This window comes from Pseudomonas sp. TKO26 (assembly GCF_003225665.1).
GTDB lineage: Bacteria > Pseudomonadota > Gammaproteobacteria > Pseudomonadales > Pseudomonadaceae > Aquipseudomonas > Aquipseudomonas saponiphila.
Window position 1 is genome coordinate 206473 of sequence record NZ_QKLN01000007.1, and the last position, 19282, is coordinate 225754.

General features: G+C 64.7%; 15 protein-coding genes and 1 pseudogene. 7 read left to right on the forward strand and 9 right to left on the reverse strand.

Annotation, left to right across the window (positions count from 1 at the left end):
• Positions 1-190: 190 nt before the first annotated feature.
• From DNK59_RS13210 to DNK59_RS13225, 4 genes and pseudogenes are all read left to right on the forward strand, one after another.
• On the forward strand, positions 191-1606 hold the full coding sequence (locus DNK59_RS13210) for an acetyl-CoA carboxylase biotin carboxylase subunit (protein ID WP_092317858.1): 1416 nt from the start codon (positions 191-193) through the stop codon (positions 1604-1606).
• Between the two features lie 100 nt (positions 1607-1706).
• On the forward strand, positions 1707-3515 hold the full coding sequence (gene oadA, locus DNK59_RS13215) for a sodium-extruding oxaloacetate decarboxylase subunit alpha (protein WP_110723466.1): 1809 nt from the start codon (positions 1707-1709) through the stop codon (positions 3513-3515).
• Positions 3516-3787: 272 nt separating this feature from the next.
• Positions 3788-5062: a type II toxin-antitoxin system HipA family toxin gene (locus tag DNK59_RS13220; RefSeq protein ID WP_110723520.1), complete on the forward strand. Its 1275-nt coding sequence runs from the start codon at positions 3788-3790 to the stop codon at positions 5060-5062.
• A pseudogene (locus DNK59_RS13225) lies at positions 5059-5322 on the forward strand (helix-turn-helix domain-containing protein); the annotation flags it as partial. The gene DNK59_RS13220 and the pseudogene DNK59_RS13225, both read left to right, overlap by 4 nt.
• A gap of 83 nt (positions 5323-5405) precedes the next feature.
• On the opposite strand, the gene DNK59_RS13230 reads toward DNK59_RS13225, so the two are convergent.
• A complete protein-coding gene (locus DNK59_RS13230; RefSeq protein WP_110723468.1) occupies positions 5406-6242 on the reverse strand; it encodes an amino acid ABC transporter permease in 837 nt (278 codons plus the stop codon).
• Entirely contained in the window at positions 6239-7060 is an 822-nt protein-coding gene (locus tag DNK59_RS13235) for an ABC transporter substrate-binding protein (protein WP_110723469.1), read from the reverse strand. Before DNK59_RS13235 ends, DNK59_RS13230 begins: the two co-directional genes overlap by 4 nt.
• 110 nt (positions 7061-7170) lie before the next feature.
• Here DNK59_RS13235 and DNK59_RS13240 point away from each other — a divergent pair, with 110 nt between their 5' ends.
• Positions 7171-8070: a homocysteine S-methyltransferase family protein gene (locus tag DNK59_RS13240; RefSeq protein WP_110723470.1), complete on the forward strand. Its 900-nt coding sequence runs from the start codon at positions 7171-7173 to the stop codon at positions 8068-8070.
• 83 nt (positions 8071-8153) lie between these two features.
• On the opposite strand, the gene DNK59_RS13245 is transcribed toward DNK59_RS13240, so the two are convergent.
• From DNK59_RS13245 to DNK59_RS13255, 3 genes are read right to left on the reverse strand one after another with little or no spacing between them, the layout of a single operon-like run.
• Complete coding sequence (locus DNK59_RS13245; protein WP_110723471.1) at positions 8154-8825, reverse strand: GNAT family N-acetyltransferase; 672 nt, start codon at positions 8823-8825, stop codon at positions 8154-8156.
• Between the two features lie 19 nt (positions 8826-8844).
• Positions 8845-9291 (reverse strand): GNAT family N-acetyltransferase, encoded by a 447-nt coding sequence (locus DNK59_RS13250; protein ID WP_092317833.1) that lies wholly within the window; start codon positions 9289-9291, stop codon positions 8845-8847.
• A gap of 30 nt (positions 9292-9321) precedes the next feature.
• Positions 9322-9945 carry an FMN-binding negative transcriptional regulator gene (locus DNK59_RS13255; RefSeq protein WP_110723472.1) on the reverse strand — a complete coding sequence of 208 codons (624 nt, stop codon included), beginning with the start codon at positions 9943-9945 and terminating at the stop codon, positions 9322-9324.
• A gap of 103 nt (positions 9946-10048) precedes the next feature.
• Here DNK59_RS13255 and DNK59_RS13260 point away from each other — a divergent pair, with 103 nt between their 5' ends.
• Positions 10049-11599 (forward strand): PLP-dependent aminotransferase family protein, encoded by a 1551-nt coding sequence (locus DNK59_RS13260; RefSeq protein WP_110723473.1) that lies wholly within the window; start codon positions 10049-10051, stop codon positions 11597-11599.
• 40 nt (positions 11600-11639) lie between these two features.
• Positions 11640-12851: a YeeE/YedE family protein gene (locus DNK59_RS13265; protein ID WP_110723474.1), complete on the forward strand. Its 1212-nt coding sequence runs from the start codon at positions 11640-11642 to the stop codon at positions 12849-12851.
• A gap of 168 nt (positions 12852-13019) precedes the next feature.
• Here DNK59_RS13265 and DNK59_RS13270 read toward each other — a convergent pair whose 3' ends face one another.
• From DNK59_RS13270 to DNK59_RS13285, 4 genes are all read right to left on the reverse strand, one after another.
• Entirely contained in the window at positions 13020-14120 is a 1101-nt protein-coding gene (locus tag DNK59_RS13270) for a polyamine ABC transporter substrate-binding protein (RefSeq protein ID WP_092317824.1), read from the reverse strand.
• Positions 14121-14132: 12 nt separating this feature from the next.
• Positions 14133-15164: a histone deacetylase family protein gene (locus DNK59_RS13275; RefSeq protein ID WP_110723475.1), complete on the reverse strand. Its 1032-nt coding sequence runs from the start codon at positions 15162-15164 to the stop codon at positions 14133-14135.
• Between the two features lie 163 nt (positions 15165-15327).
• On the reverse strand, positions 15328-17244 hold the full coding sequence (locus DNK59_RS13280) for an ankyrin repeat domain-containing protein (protein ID WP_110723476.1): 1917 nt from the start codon (positions 17242-17244) through the stop codon (positions 15328-15330).
• A 100-nt stretch (positions 17245-17344) separates the two neighbouring features.
• Positions 17345-19267 carry an ankyrin repeat domain-containing protein gene (locus tag DNK59_RS13285; RefSeq protein WP_256596339.1) on the reverse strand — a complete coding sequence of 641 codons (1923 nt, stop codon included), beginning with the start codon at positions 19265-19267 and terminating at the stop codon, positions 17345-17347.
• Positions 19268-19282: the final 15 nt, after the last annotated feature.

A 19282-nucleotide genomic window follows, 5' to 3' on the forward strand; every position in this document is an offset into this window, starting at 1 on the left:
TTATGGAGTGCTCGCGCCTGGGGCTTGTGGCACGACTATAAGTCTTTACTTATGCCCAACCCAATAATTATTGATTTTTGTTAATCCCTCTTCAGGGCTAGTGTGACGCGGCGACTGACCTGAAACATTTGGTCACGCGCCGACTCGGTCTAGCGGGTCGTTTGTTCCAACGGCTCAAGGGAACCTCCAAGTGATAAAAAAGATCCTGATCGCCAACCGTGGTGAGATCGCCGTGCGAATCGTGCGTGCCTGCGCCGAGATGGGCATCCGTTCGGTAGCGATCTTCTCCGACGCCGATCGCCATGCCCTGCATGTGAAGCGCGCGGATGAGGCCCACAGCATCGGTGCCGAGCCGCTGGCCGGCTACCTGAACCCGCGCAAACTGGTGAACCTGGCGGTGGAAACCGGCTGCGATGCCCTGCATCCCGGCTATGGTTTTCTTTCGGAAAACGCCGAACTGGCGGACATCTGCGCCGAACGTGGAATCAAGTTCATTGGCCCGTCGGCGGAAGTCATCCGCCGCATGGGCGACAAGACCGAAGCCCGCCGCAGCATGATCAAGGCCGGCGTACCGGTGACCCCGGGCACCGAAGGCAACGTCGCGGATATCCACGAAGCCCTGGCCGAAGGCGACCGCATCGGCTACCCGGTGATGCTCAAGGCCACCTCCGGTGGTGGTGGGCGCGGGATCCGTCGCTGCAACAGCCGTGAAGAGCTGGAGCAGGCCTTCCCCCGAGTGATTTCCGAGGCCACCAAGGCCTTCGGTTCGGCGGAAGTGTTCCTGGAAAAGTGCATCGTCAATCCCAAGCACATCGAAGCGCAGATCCTCGGTGACAGCTTTGGCAACGTGGTGCACCTGTTCGAGCGCGACTGCTCGATCCAGCGCCGCAACCAGAAGCTCATCGAGATCGCCCCGAGCCCGCAGCTGACCCCCGAACAGCGCGCCTACATCGGCGACCTGTCGGTGCGCGCGGCCAAGGCCGTGGGCTACGAGAACGCCGGCACCGTGGAGTTCCTGCTCGCCGAGGGCGAGGTGTACTTCATGGAAATGAATACCCGGGTGCAGGTGGAACACACCATCACCGAGGAAATCACCGGCATCGACATCGTCCGCGAGCAGATCCGCATCGCCTCGGGCCTGCCCCTGTCGGTTAAGCAGGAAGACATCCACCACCGCGGTTTTGCCCTGCAGTTCCGGATCAACGCCGAAGACCCGAAGAACAACTTCCTCCCCAGCTTCGGCAAGATCACCCGTTACTACGCCCCCGGCGGCCCTGGCGTGCGTACCGACACGGCGATCTACACCGGCTACACCATTCCGCCGTTCTACGACTCCATGTGCCTGAAGCTGGTGGTCTGGGCCCTGACCTGGGAAGAAGCGATGGACCGTGGCCTGCGCGCCCTCGACGACATGCGTCTGCAAGGGGTCAAGACCACCGCCGCCTACTACCAGGAAATCCTGCGCAATCCGGAGTTCCGTAGCGGCCAGTTCAATACCAGCTTCGTCGAAAGCCACCCGGAACTGACCAACTACTCGATCAAGCGCAAACCCGAAGAGTTGGCCCTGGCCATCGCCGCCGCCATCGCCGCCCACGCAGGCCTATGAATAAGCAGCGGCAAGCTTTCAGCGGCAAGCGGCAAGCAACAGCCGATTGGCTTGTTCTTGCAGCTTGTAGCTTGGAGCTTGCCGCCATGAGGAGATACCCATGACTAAAAAGATCTTCGTTACCGACACCATCCTGCGTGACGCCCACCAGTCGCTGCTGGCGACCCGCATGCGCACCGAAGACATGCTGCCGATTTGCGACAAGCTCGACAAAGTCGGCTACTGGTCCCTGGAGGTCTGGGGTGGCGCCACTTTCGACGCCTGCGTGCGCTTCCTCAAGGAAGACCCCTGGGAGCGCCTGCGCCAACTGCGCGCCGCGCTGCCTAACACTCGCCTGCAAATGCTCCTGCGCGGGCAGAACCTGCTGGGCTATCGCCACTACAGCGACGACGTGGTCAAGGCGTTCGTGGCCAAGGCCGCGGTCAACGGCATCGACGTATTCCGCATCTTCGATGCGATGAACGACGTGCGTAACCTGCGGGTCGCCATCGAGGCAGTGAAGGCCGCCGGCAAGCACGCCCAAGGCACCATCGCCTACACCACCAGCCCGGTGCACACCATCGAGGCGTTCGTGGCCCAGGCCAAGCAGATGGCCGCCATGGGTTGCGACTCGATCGCGATCAAGGACATGGCCGGCCTGCTGACCCCTTACGCCACCGGCGAGCTGGTCAAGGCGCTGAAGGCCGAGCTGTCGCTGCCGGTGTTCATCCACTCCCACGACACTGCGGGCCTTGCCGCGATGTGCCAGCTCAAGGCCATCGAGAACGGCGCCGACCACATCGACACCGCCATCTCCAGCTTCGCCTGGGGCACCAGCCACCCGGGCACCGAGTCCATGGTCGCGGCCCTCAAAGGCAGTGAGTTCGACACCGGCCTGGACCTGGAGCTGCTGCAAGAGATCGGCTTGTACTTCTATGCCGTGCGCAAGAAGTACCACCAGTTCGAAAGCGAATTCACCGCGGTCGATACCCGGGTGCAGGTCAACCAGGTGCCGGGCGGGATGATTTCCAACCTGGCCAACCAGTTGAAAGAGCAGGGCGCGCTGAACCGCATGGGCGAAGTGCTGGCGGAGATTCCGCGGGTGCGTCATGACCTGGGCTACCCGCCGCTGGTGACCCCGACCTCGCAGATCGTCGGCACCCAGGCGTTCTTCAACGTCCTGGCCGGCGAGCGCTACAAGACCATCACCAACGAAGTGAAGCTCTACCTGCAAGGCCGCTACGGCAAGGCCCCGGGTCAGGTGGACGAGAACCTGCGGCGCCAGGCCATCGGCAGCGAGGACGTGATCGATGTGCGTCCGGCCGACCTGCTGCAACCGGAAATGACCAAGCTGCGCGGCGAAATCGGTGCCCTGGCCCATTCCGAAGAAGACGTGCTGACCTACGCCATGTTCCCCGACATCGGGCGCAAGTTCCTCGAAGAGCGTGAGGCCGGCACCCTGGTTCCGGAAGCGCTGCTGCCGATCCCCGAAGCCGGCGGTGTCAGCAAGCCGGGCGGCGAAGGCGTGCCGACCGAGTTCGTCATCGACGTCCACGGCGAAACCTATCGCGTCGACATCACCGGTGTCGGGGTCAAGGCCGAAGGCAAGCGTCACTTCTACCTGTCCATCGACGGCATGCCGGAAGAAGTGGTGTTCGAGCCACTCAACGAATTCGTCGGCGGCGGTGGCAGCAAGCGCAAGCAGGCCAGCGCGCCGGGCCATGTCAGCACCACCATGCCGGGCAACATCGTCGATGTGCTGGTCAAGGAAGGCGATGTGGTCAAGGAAGGTCAGGCGGTGCTGATCACTGAAGCCATGAAGATGGAAACCGAAGTCCAGGCTGCGGTGGCCGGCAAGGTGGTGGCGATTCATGTGGCCAAGGGCGACCGGGTCAACCCGGGCGAAATCCTGATCGAAATCGAGGGCTGAGTTCAGGCCCTCATCTGTAACGGTTTACCTCGGGGGAGCTACGGCTCCCCTTTTTTTTTGCTTTTTTGAAGTGTCATTTAATGCATTTTCGTGGAGGTAATATTTTATATAAATGCATTTTGGTGCATGTATAGGCATGGTTACCTGGAATAACTGCAATATAATGCGCGGATGATTGAGGCGGAACGTCTATTGAAGTGCAGCAAATTACAGGTACCCCAATGCTCCGGCTGACGTTGCAGCTCTACGGCGCAGGGGCGTGGGCCGATGCCATGACCCTGAGTTTCGACAACCCCGCAGAGGGCTTTGCCAGCCCTTGCAGCTTTGGTTATGTCCCGCAGTATCTGGTGGACAACCTGGAAGCTGTTGCCAGCCCGTTGGGCCGTTCGGTCAGTGCACATATACCTCTGGGGTGGGAGTCCTGGCGAGAAGACCGGGCGCCGGCCTTTCTTTATGACCTGGTCGCCACGCCGGCGGCGCGCGGCTTTTTGCTCCGGCAGATGGGTCATGAGCGGCCCGATGGCGTGGGCAGCGAGTTGTTCCTCCTGGCCCGAAGCACGGCGGCGCCGATTGGCCATCTGCGGATCAAGGAGTCGCTGGCAGGGCTGCACAGGCGCCCGGCCCTGGGCTTCACCCGGGAACAGGTGGTGACCCTGGACAACCGGTTTCTTGAATACGCCCATGAGCAGGCGGCGGCTTTTGGTGGCACGGCGAGCCTCGGAGACGAAGCGCCCAAGCTGTTGCTGACGGAAAACCGCGAGGGCTTGCTGTACCCCGATGCGCTGCTCGATGACGCATATGCAGCGCGTCACTGGTGGGTGAAGTTCCCCCGTAACCCGGCCTCGCCGAATGCCTGCGACATCCTCAGAAGCGAGTTCCACTACTACCGGGCGCTGCACCAGTTGGGGATCGAGACGCCGGCGGCTTCCGGGCTGGCCCTGGAAGAGGGGCGCCGGCCAAGCCTGTGGATGCAGCGGTTTGATCGTCGGCCAACGCCCGCCGGAGTCGAACGCCTGGCGGTGGAGTCGATCTATTCCCTGGCCGGGCTGGTGGGCCATGGCCAGGGCATGCGCCATACCGAGGTCCTGGGGATTCTCGCCGAACTGTGGCGCGCCACCGGCCAGGAGACGTCGATCCCCGAACTGGTGGCGGACTACCTGCGGCGCGATCTGCTCAACAAGATCCTCGGCAACACCGACAATCACGGCCGCACGCTTTCGGTGGTGCGCACGGATACCGGGGTGCATCTGGCGCCGATCCATGACCTGGCGCCCAAGGTCATGGATGACCAGGGGATTGCCCGCACCACCAAATGGCCCGGGCGCATGGAAGTGGCCGGGGACGTCGACTGGCGCCTGGTGTGCGCCAGCCTCAAGCCGCTGCTCGATCCTGAGGCCGCGTTGACCCGCCTGCGCGCGGATGCCGAACAACTGCGGGCCCTGCCGGACCTGCTGAGTGCCGGCGGCTTGCCCGAAGCCACCCTGAATCATCCGCGCATTCACTTGCGCCACCTGGACCGACGCCTGCAGGAGTGGGGATTGCGATGAACATGACGCTGGAACAACGCGGGGCCCTGATCGACCACATCCAGCAGGAAATGGCGGCCGGTCGCCTGCCGCTTGGCGAGGCGGTCAAGCGCCTGCGTACCGAAGTCACCGGGCTGCATCAGAGTCAGTTCGCCCGCATGTGCCGGATCTCCCTGCGCACCCTGATCCATATCGAACACGGTGACGGCAACCCGACCCTCAAGTCACTGACCGCGGTGTTCAAGCCGTTCGGCCTGCAGATGGGGGTGGTGAAAGTGCAGAGAACCAGCCGCGCCCGTTCGCTGCTCGATGAGCTTGAGCGTTCGGCAAGCAGCCCGGGTGCTCCCGGGCCCTCGCTTGAACCTCAACCGCGCTTGGCGTAGCCCTTGCCGTAATGCCTTTCCATCCGCGCCTGGATCAGTTCCAGGCCGATGGACAGCAGCCAGTAGATCAGCGCCGCGGTGCTCAGCATCTCGATGTAGCGGTAGCTGGAGCGGCCATAGGACTGGGCCAGGAACATCACCTCCCAGACCCCCATCACCGAGATCAGCGACGAGTCCTTGAGCATCGAGATGAACTGGTTGGTGGTCGGCGGAATGATGGTGCGCATGGCCTGGGGCAGGGTCACCTGCCAGAAGATCACACTGTCGCTCATGCCCAGGGCCAGGGCCGCCTGGCGTTGGCCGTGGGGCACGCCGAGGAGGCCGGCACGGAAGATCTCGCTGAGGTAGGCGCCGTAGTTCAGCGACAGGGCGATGATCCCGGCGGTAATGGCGCCCGGCACCACCCCCAGTTGCGGCAGGCCGAGGTAGATCAGCAGGATCTGGATCAGCAGCGGCGTGCCGCGAAAGAACGAGGCGTAGAAGCTGGCGATGCCGAACGCCACGGCGCTCGACGACAGGCGCGCCAGGGCGGTGACGAAGCCCAGCAGCGACGAGGCGACGATGGAGCAGGCGCAGAGGAACAGGGTCAGCGCCGCGCCCTGGAGAAAGCCGCTGGGGGACAGGTGCAGGCCCAGCAGGTTTGGCAGCTTGTCGAGGATGATCGAGAACTTCAGGTCGAAGCTCAGGAAGAAGCTGGCGAACAGCCCCAGCAGCGCCGCCCAGGTCAGATACAGGCGGCTGCGAAAACCCAGCAGGCGCTTGAGCAGCGGTTCAGCCACCGGTTGCGGTGGCCGGGGCGGTGGCGTGTAGGCAGTCATTGGCTGATGTCGGCGCCGATCCACTTCTGCGACAGCTTGCTCAGGGTGCCGTCCTGCTTCAGCTGGGCGAAGACTTCACGCACCTTGGCATTCCACTGCGCATCGCCTTTCTCGATGGCCACCGAGTTGGGCTCGGCGTACAGCGGCTCGCCGGCCAGCTTGAAGCGCGAATCCTGGGTCAGCCGCGGTTGCGCGGTGACCAGGTTAGTGAGGATCGCATCCAGGCGCACGCCCGGGCCCAGGCCGAGGTCCTGGAAGGCCACGTTGTCGGTGTCGTAGGGGGCGATCTGCACGTTCTCGAAGGGATATTGCAGTTGGGTGTCCTCGGCGCCTTCGATCACCAGGTTCTTGTTCAGGTAACTCTCGTAGCTGGAGGCGGCGGTGAGGCCGACCTTCTTGTCGCTCAGGTCCTTGGTGCTGTGGATCCGCTCATCCTTGGCATTGACCACGATCACCGCCGGCGAGGCGTAGTACTGCACCGGGAAGTCGAAGACTTCGGCGCGGGCCTTGCTCGGGGTCATGGAGCAGATGCAGATGTCGTAGCGCCCGCTCCAGCGGCCGGCGGCGATCACGTCCCAGGATGGGGTTTCCAGGCGCAGCTTGACCCCGAGCTTGTCGGCCACGGCCTTGGCCACGTCGACATCGAAGCCGTCCAGCTGGTTTTGCTCATTGAGGAAGGAGAAGGGCGGGTAGCTTTCCATCAGCACCCCGACCAGTTCCTTTTTCTGCTCGATGCGCTCCAGGGTGGCGCCGGCGAAGGCTTGGGAAGAGGCGGCAAATACGGTCAGGCCGAGGGCCAGCAGCGGTTTGATATTCATCGGAATCCTGACTGAAAAAGAGTTGTTATTAACCGAATGGTGCGTATTTAATAGTTATAAGAACGACTCCGGTAGTGAGTTATTTTCATAAGCATATGAGTAAAAAGCATATGGGCGCAGGTAGCACGGTAATTCTGGATGGCGGTATGGGTCGTGAGTTACAGCGCCGTGGTGCGCCGTTCCGGCAGCCCGAGTGGTCAGCCCTGGCGTTGAGCGAAGATCCCCAGGCGGTGGAGGCGGTGCATGCGGCCTATATCGCCAGTGGTTCCAACGTGATCACCAGCAACAGCTACGCCGTGGTGCCGTTCCACATCGGTGAAGAGCGCTTTGCCGCCGAAGGCCAGGCCCTGGCGGCCCTGGCCGGTGAGTTGGCGCGTCGCGCGGTGGAGGCCTCCGGCAAGCCGGTGCGGGTGGCGGGTTCGTTGCCGCCGCTATTTGGTTCCTATCGACCGGATCTGTTCGATGCGTCCCGGGTCGAGGAAGTGCTGAGCCCGCTGGTTAACGGGCTGGCGCCGTTCGTGGACCTGTGGCTGGCGGAAACCCAAAGCTCGATCGCCGAAGCGCGGGCCATCCACGCGGGACTGCCCGAGGACGGCAAGCCGTTCTGGCTGTCCTTCACCCTGAAGGATGAAGATGTCGATGAAGTGCCGCGCCTGCGTTCCGGCGAGCCGGTGACTGACGCGGCGGCGGTGGCGGCGCAACTGGGGGTGCAGACCCTGCTGTTCAACTGCAGCCAGCCGGAAGTGATCGGCGCGGCGGTGGATGCGGCCCGTGACACCTTCGAGCGCCTGGGGGCGCAGATCCACATTGGCGTGTACGCCAACGCCTTCCCGCCGCAGCCCGAGGATGCCACCGCCAACGACGGCCTGTGCCCGCTGCGCGAAGACCTGGATCCGCCGGGTTATCTGCGATGGGTAGCGGACTGGCACCAGCGCGGAGCCAGCCATGTCGGCGGTTGCTGCGGCATCGGGCCGGAGCATATTGCGGTGTTGGCGCAGAAGCTCGGTTGAGTCCTTCGCTGGCAAGCCAGCTCCTACAGGGTTCGGGTTCACCGCAATTCCTGTAGGAGCCGGCTTGCCGGCGAAAATCCCGCTTACCCGCGACACTCCGCCAGCGACTTGAGCTGCCCCGCGCCGCTCTGGTTCTCATCGCTGAGCCATTGCTCGAAACCCTTGGCAATCGCCGGCCATTCCCCGTCCAGGATCGAGAACCACGCGGTATCGCGATTCTGCCCCTTGGCCACCATGTGCTGGCGAAACACACCCTCGAAGCTGAAACCCAGACGTTCCGCGGCGTAGCGCGAGCGGGCATTGGCGTTGTTGCACTTCCATTCCAGGCGTCGGTAGCCCAGGGCGAAGGCTTCATTGGCCAGCAGGTACACCGCCTCGGTGCTCTTGGGCGAGCGCTGCATCGGCGCGCCGAAGGTCACGTGGCCGATCTCGATGCGGCCCTGGGCCGGGACGATGGACATCAGGCTGATAAGGCCCTGGGCCTGGCCACTGGCGCGGTCGATCACGGTGAAGAAATACGGATCGCTGGCAAGGGCGTGGTTGCCGAGCCAGGCATCGAACGCCGGGCGCTCGGGGAAGGGGCCGTAAGGCAGGTAGTCCCACAGCACGGGGTCGGCATCGGGGCCTTGCAGCACCTGAAACAACTCATCGCCGTGGCGCGCCGGGTCGAGCCTTTCCAAACGGATGAAGCGCCCTTCAAGCAGGGTGGCCGAAGGGGCGGGGACGCCTTTCCAATCGGCAAGTGAAATCGACATGCAGTGGCTCCTTGGCAATTCAGAGGGGTTTGCGGAACTGGATGAAGCCCGGGCGCTCGGCAATGCGCTCATACAGCTGGATGGCCGTGGCATTGGTTTCGTGGGTCAGCCAATGCACCTTGGCGCAGCCGTCCTGCTTGGCCTGGGCATAGACGAATTCGATCAGTTGGCGGCCGACACCGGTGCCGCGCTGGTCCGGGGTCACCAGCAGGTCCTGCAGGTAGCAGGCGTTCTCGATGCTCCAGTTGGAGCGGTGGTAGATGAAATGCACCAGGCCCACGGCGCGCTCGCCGTCCCAGGCCAGGGCGGCGTGGGTCGGTTCGCGGGCATCGAGAAAACGCTGCCAGGTGCTCTGGGTCACGGCGTCCGGCAGCTCGGTTTCATAGAAGCGCAGGTAGGCTTGCCACAGAGGCAGCCAGGCGGCGTGATCGGCGGTGGTGACGGGGCGGATCTGGATCTGGCTCATGAAAGCTCCTTTATTGTTGTGGGCGGGCACTCAGCCCATCAGTTGCGACAGTTGCTGGTCGCGCAGGTCGGCGCTGGCCGCCAGGCCGTCGCGTACTCCGGCGATATCTTCGGCATTGCGGTTCTGGCTGAGCTTGCGCTTGCCTTCCAGGCGCTGGATCGGCAGGGCGAAACCGACAATCGCCTTGAGCATGCCGTCGACATAGTCGGCCGGGGCATCGGCCACCTTCCACGGTTGCGGGCGGCCGGCCTCATGGCGCTCGGTCAGGCCTTCGACCACCTGCAGCAGCCGCTGCGGATCGGTGAACACCTCCGGCTGGCCGTAGGCGTGCACCGCCACGTAGTTCCAGGTCGGCACCACTTTGCCGTGTTCGGCCTTGCTCGGATAGAAGGAGGGACTGACGTAGGCATCTTCGCCCATGAAGATCAGCAGAGCCTCGGCGCCACTGGCCAGCTCGGTGCACTGCGGATTGGCCTTGGCCAGGTGCCCGTAGAGGGTGCCATTGGGACCTGCCGCGGGATCCAGCAGCAGGGGCAGGTGGCTGGCCTGCAGGCCCAGGGCGCCCCAGGTCACCAGGGTCGCCAGACGGCTGCGTTGCATCACCCCGTGCAGGCGGGAAAGGTCTTCATCGACGAAAGCGCGAGGCAGGTACATGGAAAAACTCCTTGGCGAGTGGCTGCATCCTAGGCAGGCTAATGGTTCGTTGTAAGAGCCATCTCTGGTCTATTTCATAGGTCCAATTCCCGGGTGCCCCGCGATGAACAGTGCTTTGCCTCCGCTGTCTTTCAACCCTGCCGGGATCGAGCTGGATCGCCGCCAGGGCCTTAGCCGCCAGCTATACCAGGCCCTGCGTCTGCGGGTGCTGGACGGGCGCCTGGCCAGCGGCACGCGCTTGCCCGCCAGCCGTGATCTGGCGGCGGCGCTGGGGATTTCCCGCAACAGCGTGGTGCGCGCCTATGACCAGCTGTATGCCGAGGGTTTTATCGAAGGGCGGGTCGGTGATGGCACCTACGTGGCCCAGTTGCCGGAAACCCGACTCCCCATCAAAAAACTATCCACAAAAGTATCCACAGGGTTGTCAACAGGCTTACCCACAGGGTTATCCACAAAATCGACCGAAATAACTGGTGATCCATCCAGTAAAGTTATCCACAGCAGTGGTCTGCAACGCCTGCAAAAGCATCATCTGAGCACGCCACCCAGTGGCCCGCCGCGGGCTTTTCGGGTCGGCGTGCCGGCGTTCGATCTGTTCCCGTTCGAGGTCTGGGCCAAGCTGAATGCGGCTTTCTGGCGCAGGCCGAACCTGCACCAGCTGTGCTACGGCGATTCCGCCGGCGATTCACGGCTACGCAGCCTGATCGCCGCTTATCTGCGCAGCGCCCGGGGGCTGCAATGTAGCGCTGAACAAATTGTGATCACCAGTGGCGCGCAACAGGGCATCAGTCTTTGTGCACAGCTGCTGGTGGAGCCCGGCGACGTCGTGGCTGTGGAAAACCCCGGCTATCGAGCGGCCGGTCACGCCTTCGCCGTGGCCGGGGCGCGACTGCAGGGCGTGGCGGTGGACCAGGACGGCATCGACTGTCGTCAGTTGGAACAACTGGAGCACTGCAGTCTGGCCTATGTCACCCCGTCCCATCAGTACCCCACCGGGGTGATCATGAGCCTGGCCCGTCGTCTGGAGTTGCTGGCCTGGGCCGAGCGCAGCGGCGGCTGGATCGTCGAGGACGACTACGACGGCGAGTACCGCTACAGCGGCGCGCCCCTGGCCCCGCTGGCGGCGCTGGACCGCCAGGGGCGGGTGATCTACGTCGGCACCTTCGGCAAGGTGGCGTTCCCGGCACTGCGCCTGGGCTACCTGGTGTTGCCGCCGGGCCTGGTGCAGGCCTTTGCCCGGCGCCGGGCGGTGGACGTGCGCCATTCCGAAGTCAGCACCCAGGCGGTGATGGCCGAGTTCATGGCCGCCGGGCACTTCCAGCGACATATCCGGCGCATGCGCCGCGCCGCCCTGAGCCGGCGCAACACCTTGCTTGCCGGCTGGCCCGAGACGATCCCGGGCGTCGGACCACTGCCCACGGTGGCCGCCGGGTTGCACCTGACCGTGCGCGTGGACAGTCTGGCCCGGGAGCAGCAACTGCTGGAGCAGGCGGCCAGTGTCGATGTCGAGGTCAACGGTCTGAGCAGTTACTGGTTGCCGGAAACCCGGTTGCCCGAGGACCAACGGGCCGGGCTGGTGCTGGGCTTCGCTGCGGTGCCCGAGGCTGATATCCAGTCGGCCCTGGGCCGCCTGCGTCAGGCCTGGCGAGTCTGACCGGGTATACTCGCGGCCATTTCCTCGCCCGAGATAGCTCATGAGCCAGACCCTCCCCACGGCGCCGCAACGCACATTCGGCGCCCCCCTGTTCGCCTTGTTGCTACTGCTGGCCGGCGCCTTGTTCCTGCAGGCCCAGGTGGGCGCGCGACAGGTGCTGCTGTTGCTGCTCGGCGCCGCCCTGGGGCTGACCCTGTACCACGCGGCTTTTGGTTTCACCTCGGCATGGCGGGTGTTTATCCGCGATCGGCGCGGTGCCGGCCTGCGGGCGCAGATGGTCATGCTGGCCCTGGCGGTGCTGCTGTTCTTCCCGGCGCTGGGGGCGGGCAGCCTGTTCGGCCAGCCGGTGGTGGGGCTGGTGGCGCCGGCCGGGGTGTCGGTGATCGTCGGTGCCTTCATTTTCGGCATCGGCATGCAACTGGGGGGCGGTTGCGCCTCGGGCACCCTGTTCACCGTTGGCGGCGGCAATGCGCGGATGCTGGTGACCCTGGCGTTCTTCATCTGCGGCTCGCTGTTTGCCACCCAGCATGTGCACTGGTGGTTTGCCCTGCCGTCGCTGCCACCGATCTCCATCGTCCAGAGCTTTGGTGTCGGCCCGGCCCTGGGCTTGAGCCTGTGCCTGTTCGCGCTGATCGCCTTGCTCACCCAGACCCTGGAAAAGCGCCGCCATGGCAGCCTCGAAGCCCCGGTGGCCAGCCAGTACCAAGGCTGGCGCCGGTTGTTGCGCGGTCCCTGGCCACTGGTCTGGGGCGCGGTGGCCCTGGCCTTGCTCAACTTCGCCACCCTGGCCCTGGCCGGGCGCCCGTGGGGCATCACCTCGGCCTTTGCCCTGTGGGGCGCCAAGGTCGCAAGCGGACTCGGCGTGGACGTGGGCAGTTGGATGTTCTGGCAGGGCGCGGCGAACGCCAAGGCCCTGGCCGCCCCGGTGTGGCAGGACATCACCAGCGTCATGGACATCGGCATCGTCCTGGGGGCCTTGCTGGCGGCGGGACTGGCGGGACGTTTTGCGCCCAACCTGAGAATCCCCACCCGTTCCCTGGTGGCGGCGGTGATTGGCGGGCTGCTGCTGGGCTACGGTTCGCGCCTGGCCTATGGCTGCAACATCGGCGCCTACTTCAGCGGCATCGCCTCCGGTAGCCTGCACGGCTGGCTATGGCTGGTGGCGGCCTTTATCGGCAACGGCGTCGGCGTGCGCCTGCGGCCCTGGTTCTTCACCGAAGAACGCAGTCCCCAAGGCCTCACCGGCTGCTGAGCACTTGTCGTGGCGAGGGAGCTTGCTCCCGCTCGGCCGCGTAGCGGTCGTCAAGCCGGCTGTCGCGGTGTATCAGGCAGAACCGGGAAACCGCCTGGGCTTGCTGCGCAATCCAGCGCGAGCAAGCTCGCTCGCCACAGGGAGCGCGGTTCCCGTTCTGGATGAGGGTCAGGTCCCGGACTTGATCTTGGTCCAGGCCCGGGTCCTTGCCCGTTCCGCATCGCGGGGCAACGGTTGCAGGGTGTACAGGGTGCCCATCGCCGCTTCCGTCGGATACAGGTTGGGGTTGTGGCGGATCGAAGGGTCCACCAGTTCGGTGGCGTCCTTGTTCGGGTTGGGATAACCGACAAAGTCGCTGACCGGGGCAATCACCTGGGGTTGCAGCAGGTAGTTGATGAAGGTGTAGGCATCTTCCTGGTTCTTGGCGCCCTTGGGGATCGCCAGCATGTCGAACCAGATCGGCGCGCCTTCCTTGGGCAGGCGCATGTCCACGGTCACGCCGTTCTTGGCTTCCTTGGCGCGGTTGGCGGCCTGGGAGAAGCTCCCCGAGTAGCCCACCGCCACGCAGATGTCGCCATTGGCGATGTCGGCCATGTACTTGGATGAATGGAAGTAGGTGACGTATGGCCGGATCTTCATCAGCAGCGCTTCAGCCTTCTCGTAGTCCGCCGGCTTCTTGCTGTTGGGGTCCAGGCCCAGGTGCTGCAGGGCCAGGGGCAGGATTTCCGATGGCGAGTCGAGCAGGGCCACGCCGCACTGCTTGAGCTTGCTGATGTTCTCTTCCTTGAAGATCAGGTCCCAGCTGTCCACCGGCGCCTTGTCGCCGAGGGCGGCCTTGATTTTGTCCGGGTTGAAGCCGATCAGGATGGTGCCGTACATGTAGGGCACGGCGAATTGGTTGCCCGGGTCGTTGGCCTCGATCAGCTTCATCAGCTTGGGGTCCAGGTGGTTCCAGTTGGGCAGCTTGCTGCGGTCCAGGGGCTGGAACACCCCGGCCTCGATCTGCTTGGCCAGGAACACGTTGGACGGCACCACCACGTCATACCCGGAGTTGCCGGTCAGCAGCTTGGCCTCCAGGGCTTCGTTGGTGTCGAAGATGTCGTAGACCAGCTTCACCTGGCTGTTCTGCGCCTTGAAATCCTCCAGGGCCTTGGGGGTGATGTAGTCGAACCAGTTGTACACCCGCAGGGTGCGCTCTTCGGCGTGGGCGGCGGTGCCCAGCAGGCAGGCGCACAGGGCGGGAACGATAAAGCGTTGGCGTCTTTGCATGATGCGTGTCCCTCACTGGGCGCTTTGAAAACCTTCGAGAACGTTCACGGCGTTGATGCCGATTTCTGCTACCGCGTAACCGCCTTCCATGACGAACAGCACGGGCTTGCCAAGGGCGGCGATGCGCTTGCCCATGGCCAGGTAATCCGGGCTGTCGAGTTTGAATTGCGAGATCGGGTCGTCCTTGAAAGTGTCCACGCCCAGGGACACCACGATGATGTCGGCGTCATAGCGCTGGATCTCGTTACAGGCCTGCTCCAGGGCCGCGCTCCACACATCCCAGCCGCTGCCGGCGGCCAGTGGGTAGTTGAAGTTGTAGCCTTCGCCCGGGCCTTCGCCGCATTCGTCGGCATAGCCCAGGAAGAACGGGAACTCGGCTTCCGGGTGGCCGTGGATCGAGGTGAAGAGCACGTCGCTGCGCTCGTAGAAGATCGATTGGGTGCCGTTGCCGTGGTGGTAGTCGACGTCGAGGATCGCGACTTTCTTGTGGCCCTGGTCGAGGAACGCCTGGGCGGCGATGGCCGCGTTGTTCAGGTAGCAGTAACCGCCCATCAGGTCGCTGGCGGCGTGGTGTCCCGGTGGCCGGCACAGGGCGAAGGCACTGTGGGCGCCATTCTGGATATGGGCCTGGGCGGTCAGCGCCACTTGCGCCGCGCTGTAGGCCGCTTGCCAGGTGCCGGCGGTGATCGGCGCGCCGCCATCGAAGCTGTAGTAGCCCAGCTGACCATGCAGGCTGGTGGGGATCACGCTGCGCAGGGTGCGCGCCGGCCAGGTGTAGGGCAGCAGGTCGCCGTCGATGCCCTGGGCCGCCCAGCGCTCCCAGGCGCCTTTGAAAAAGTCCAGGTAGGCGCGACTGTGGATGCGCTCGATGGGCTCCAGGCCGAAATCCTTGGGCGCCTGTACCGGCCCCAGGTTCTGATGTTTCACCCGATCCAGCACATGGTCGGCCCGGGACGGCATTTCGAAGCAGGGCATCAGTTGCCCGTCGATGAGTTCACAGCGGCCATGGTGCAGGTGGTGATCGTCCGAGTAGATCGTCAGCATTTTCTTGTTCTCCGTAGGCTGATTCGGTGGCTCACAGTCTTGCGGGGCACGGAGTTTCGGAGAACGGCAGGAGCGGCCAAAAGGGGATCAATCTGGCCAAAGTGTTTGACCGAAATTCGCCCCTTAAAGAGGCGCGGCGCCCCATTGCGGGGCGCCGCGGGTTTCAGCCGGCGGGCGCAGTGGGAACGTAGCGCTGCAGGACCTGGAGCATGTCCTCGCGTTTGTTCCGGGCGATGGCTTCCAGCAACAGGGTGTAGCCCTTTTTCTCGCAGTGCTGGCCGACAGTCGGGTCGGCGCCTTTTTCCAGCAACAGGGTGAACAGCGCCAGGGTGTCCTGCTGGCTGACGTAGGGGGCCTTGGCGTCGGCGGCGGTCTTGTCGGCCACCAGGGTCAGCAGGCTTTCGCCAACGGGCTGGTTGTAGCAGGTGCCGCGGCCGTAGCTCAGGTTGAGGTTGGCGCCGGCCGCTATCAGTTGCTGCACGGCCTCGTAGTTGCTGCCCGAGAACGCTTGGTACAGGGCGGTTTCGCCATCCCTTGCCGTGCGCAGGTCGAGGTTTTGCGGGTACTTCAGCAGCCAGCTGAAGCCTTGCAGGCTGCGTTTGTTCTCGGCCATCTGCATCAGCGGTGTCACGCCCTGGCTGTCCGGCTCGTCGACGGCGACACCGGATTCGATCAGGAACTTCAGGCGTCCGCCCTGGCTCAGGTCGGGGCTGTCGCCCAGATCGCGGCGCATGGCCAGGGTCGCCAGGGTAGTCCAGTTGTACAGGCCGCTGGTGTGGGCGCCGTGTTCAAGCAGCAGCCGGGCGATGTCCAGGCGCGGTGCGTCCAGGGCGTGCAACAGGGCGCTGCGGCCATCGTCGGCCATGACCTCACCGCTGACGCCACTGGCCAGCAGGCGCTGCACTTCGGCCAGGTCGCCGGCATCCACCGCGTCCACCAGCGGCCAGAAGGCCTGGCAGTCCCGGGGGTTGGCGGCGTTCAGGCCCAGGCGCTGCAGCACCCGGGGCGGGATGCTCATCTGGCGTTGCAGGCGCAGGCCGCAATACACCCGATAACCCTCGATGGCCCGGCCCTGGTGGATGTTGTCCAGGGTGCGTTGTTGGTAGATCGCCCAGTCCAGGTCCGCCAGGTTGAGGTAGGTCGGCATCCGCCCTGGGTCGCGGCGCAGCACTTCCTTGAGCCAGGGGCGGGCGGTTTGCAACTGCCCGGCTTCGCTGCTCCAGTAGGCGATGTCGTTGAGCAGGCCTGGGTATTCGCGGCGCTCGGTGGCGATGCTGCGAACGTCATGGACGGCGAAGAAGTCCTCCACCTGGCGGATGCCCGGCCGTTTGTCCTTGGCGCTGCGCAGTTGCTCGTGCAGCGCGCGGAACTCCTTCCAGATGCTCTCCGGGGACGCCGCCGAGGCATAGGCGTTGAGGGTGATCGGCCCCTTGCCCTGGGTGAAGGGACGGAACCAGCGGGGAAACGTCTGCAGGGCCTGCAACCATTGCTGCCCGGTGTCCTCGCTGATCGGTTGCAGCGGGGTGAACGTCATCTGGCTCAGGTCCTGGCGGTGACTGATAGCCAACAGCGGGTGCTGCGGGTCGCGCTGGTCGATCAGCAGGTAGCGTTGGCTGAGTTGCCAGTCCGAGGGCGTCGAACAGTCGAAGTCCAGGGGCGTCAGGGTCAGCCCCGTGTCCAGCTCATTGCTCGGTGGCCAGTGGTCGCTGACCCGCAGCGGGGTGTCCGTGGGCGCGCAGGCCCTTAGCTCTTCGGGGCTGAACAGGGCAATGGGTGGCGACTTGTACACCCGCTGCTGGTACTTCAGGTCCTGATAGGCGTTGAGGTAGAACAGCCCGCGGTACTGGCTCAGGACGATTCGCGCCGGCACCTGCGCCAGGCCCGGCACGGGGAACGGCTTGATCTGCAGGGTGGCGGTTTCCGGGTAGTCGAGAACGAAGGAGCGGGCCATGCCCGACCATTTGATCCCGGCCAGGTCCAGGTCGAAGGCCTGGACGGCGGGTGCGCCTGTCAGCACTAGCAGCGCCAGGCCCAACCCGTGCAGGCCGAGGCGCCGGGCGGTGTCTGAGAATAGCTTCAACGTTGCAGTCCCTTGCCGATAGAAAGCCCGGCAATGTAATGCAATCGGCGCCGTTGTGCCGGGCTTTGTTGCAGGGGCGCAGCGGGCTCGGCGCCACGCCTCAAAGGCGGAACGCCGTCGCCGGCGGTGGCGGCGCAAAGCCTTGCAGCACCTTGAGCATGTCGTCGCGCTTGCGCCGGGCCATGATCTCCAGCAGCCAGGTGTAGCCGTTGTTCTTGCAGTAGCGGCCGACGTTGGGGTCGGCGCCTTTTTCCAGCAGCAGGGTGAACATGTCCAGGCTCTGTTGCTGGCTGACCCAGGGATTGATGACCTCGGGCGAGCCCTGTTCGGCGACGATCATCAGCAGGCTTTGGCGACTCGGCTGCTGTTCACAAACATAGCGGCCATAGCTCAGGTTGAGGTTGGCGCCGGCCTCTATCAGTGCTCTGGCAGCGGCGTAGTTGCCGCCCCTGAGCGCCAGAAACAGTGCGGTTTCGCCGTCTGGCCCGCTGCGCTTGTCGAGGTCCTGGGGGTGTTGCAGCAACCAGTTGAAGCGCTCGATGTCGTCGCGTTCCTTGGCCATGGCCTGCAGCACGGTGCCGCCCTGGACATCCTGTTCATCGATGGCGGCGCCGGCCTGCAGGAGGAAGTTCAGGCGCTTGGCCTGGCTCAGGTCCGGGTTGTCCTTGAGGTCGCGGCGCATGGCCAGGAACACCTGGGTGCGGCCGTTGTACTGGCCCTGGGGGCGGGCGCCATGGGCCAGCAACAGCCGCGCGAGCTCCAGGTCGGGCTTATCCAGTGCGTGCAACAGCGCCGGGCGTCCATCGGCAGCGATCACGTCGCCGCGCAGGCCACTTTGCAGCAGGCGCCGGACTTCGTCCGCGTCACCCTGGTCCACCGCCGTCACCAGCGGCCAGGCGCTTTGGCAGGCGAGTTCGCTGGGTGTCTCCAGGCCCAAGCGCTGGGTGACCCTGGCGGGCACCCCGAGCTGGCGTTGCAGGCGCAGCCCGCAGTACCGCCGATAGTTCTCCAGGGCCCGGCCCAGGTGCCTGGAGTCTCCCGGCTGCTGCTCGTACAGGCGCCAGTCCAGGTCAGCCAGGTTGAGGTAGGTCGGCATGCGCCCCGGGTCGCGGCGCAGTACGTAGGCCAGCCAGGGCCGGGCGCTCTGCAAGCGGCCAGCCTCGGTAGCCCAATAGGCGATGTCGTTGAGCAGGCCGGGGTAGCTACTGCGCTCGGCGGCGATCGCGCGAAAGTCATGGCGGGTGAAGAAGGCTTCCACCCGGACGATGCCCGGCGCCTTGTCCTTGGCGTCGCGCAGTTGCGCGTGCAACTGGCGGAACTGGGCCCAGACCTGCTCCGCGCCGGGCTCCGGCGCATAGGGCTTGACGCTCAGCTGGCCGGTGCTGGGGTCAAAGGGTTCCAGCAATTTTGGGTATTTTTGCAGGGCCTGTTGCCATTGCTGCTGCAGCTCGGGGCTGATCGGTTGCTGCGGGATGAAGTCGATCCGTGCCTCGCCCTGGCGCTGACCGATGGCCAGCAACGGCCGCTGGGGATCGCGGCTGTCCACCAACAGGTAGCGATTGCTGAGCGGCCAGCCCGGGCTCTGGCAGTCGAAGCTCAGTTTGGTCAGGCTCAGGGCGGATTCCAGCTGCTTGCTCGACGGCCAGTTGTCCGTAACCTCAACGGGGCGCTGCTCGGGCACGCAGGCCTGTAGCGCCTGGTCATCGAACATCGCCAGCGCTGGCGACTTGTAGACCCGTCGCTGGTACTGCGCGTCTTCATAGGCGTTGAGATAGAACAGCCCGTGGTACTGGCTGAGGATCAACCGGGCCGGAGCCTGGGCCAGTCCGGGCAGGGGAAAGGGTTCGAGTTGCAGCGTGGCGGTTTCCGGATCGTCCAGAAGGATGCTGCTCTGCAATTCCCACCAGCGGATCTTGGACAGCTCGAAAGCCTGGGCGAGGGGGATGCCAGCCAGTAACACCAGCGTCAGACAGAGCCCGCGAATGCCGATGCGCAGGGCGATGGCGTCGGTGAATGGATTCAAGCTTGCAGTCCCTTG

Excerpts from the sequence above, each read along its gene's own strand:
- oadA (WP_110723466.1), top strand. The coding sequence starts at position 1,707 with ATGACTAAAAAGATCTTCGTTACCGACACCATCCTGCGTGACGCCCAC.
- DNK59_RS13220 (WP_110723520.1), top strand. The coding sequence starts at position 3,788 with ATGACCCTGAGTTTCGACAACCCCGCAGAGGGCTTTGCCAGCCCTTGC.
- DNK59_RS13230 (WP_110723468.1), bottom strand. The coding sequence starts at position 6,242 with ATGACTGCCTACACGCCACCGCCCCGGCCACCGCAACCGGTGGCTGAA.
- DNK59_RS13235 (WP_110723469.1), bottom strand. The coding sequence starts at position 7,060 with ATGAATATCAAACCGCTGCTGGCCCTCGGCCTGACCGTATTTGCCGCC.
- DNK59_RS13240 (WP_110723470.1), top strand. The coding sequence starts at position 7,171 with ATGGGCGCAGGTAGCACGGTAATTCTGGATGGCGGTATGGGTCGTGAG.
- DNK59_RS13245 (WP_110723471.1), bottom strand. The coding sequence starts at position 8,825 with ATGTCGATTTCACTTGCCGATTGGAAAGGCGTCCCCGCCCCTTCGGCC.
- DNK59_RS13250 (WP_092317833.1), bottom strand. The coding sequence starts at position 9,291 with ATGAGCCAGATCCAGATCCGCCCCGTCACCACCGCCGATCACGCCGCC.
- DNK59_RS13255 (WP_110723472.1), bottom strand. The coding sequence starts at position 9,945 with ATGTACCTGCCTCGCGCTTTCGTCGATGAAGACCTTTCCCGCCTGCAC.
- DNK59_RS13260 (WP_110723473.1), top strand. The coding sequence starts at position 10,049 with ATGAACAGTGCTTTGCCTCCGCTGTCTTTCAACCCTGCCGGGATCGAG.
- DNK59_RS13265 (WP_110723474.1), top strand. The coding sequence starts at position 11,640 with ATGAGCCAGACCCTCCCCACGGCGCCGCAACGCACATTCGGCGCCCCC.
- DNK59_RS13270 (WP_092317824.1), bottom strand. The coding sequence starts at position 14,120 with ATGCAAAGACGCCAACGCTTTATCGTTCCCGCCCTGTGCGCCTGCCTG.
- DNK59_RS13275 (WP_110723475.1), bottom strand. The coding sequence starts at position 15,164 with ATGCTGACGATCTACTCGGACGATCACCACCTGCACCATGGCCGCTGT.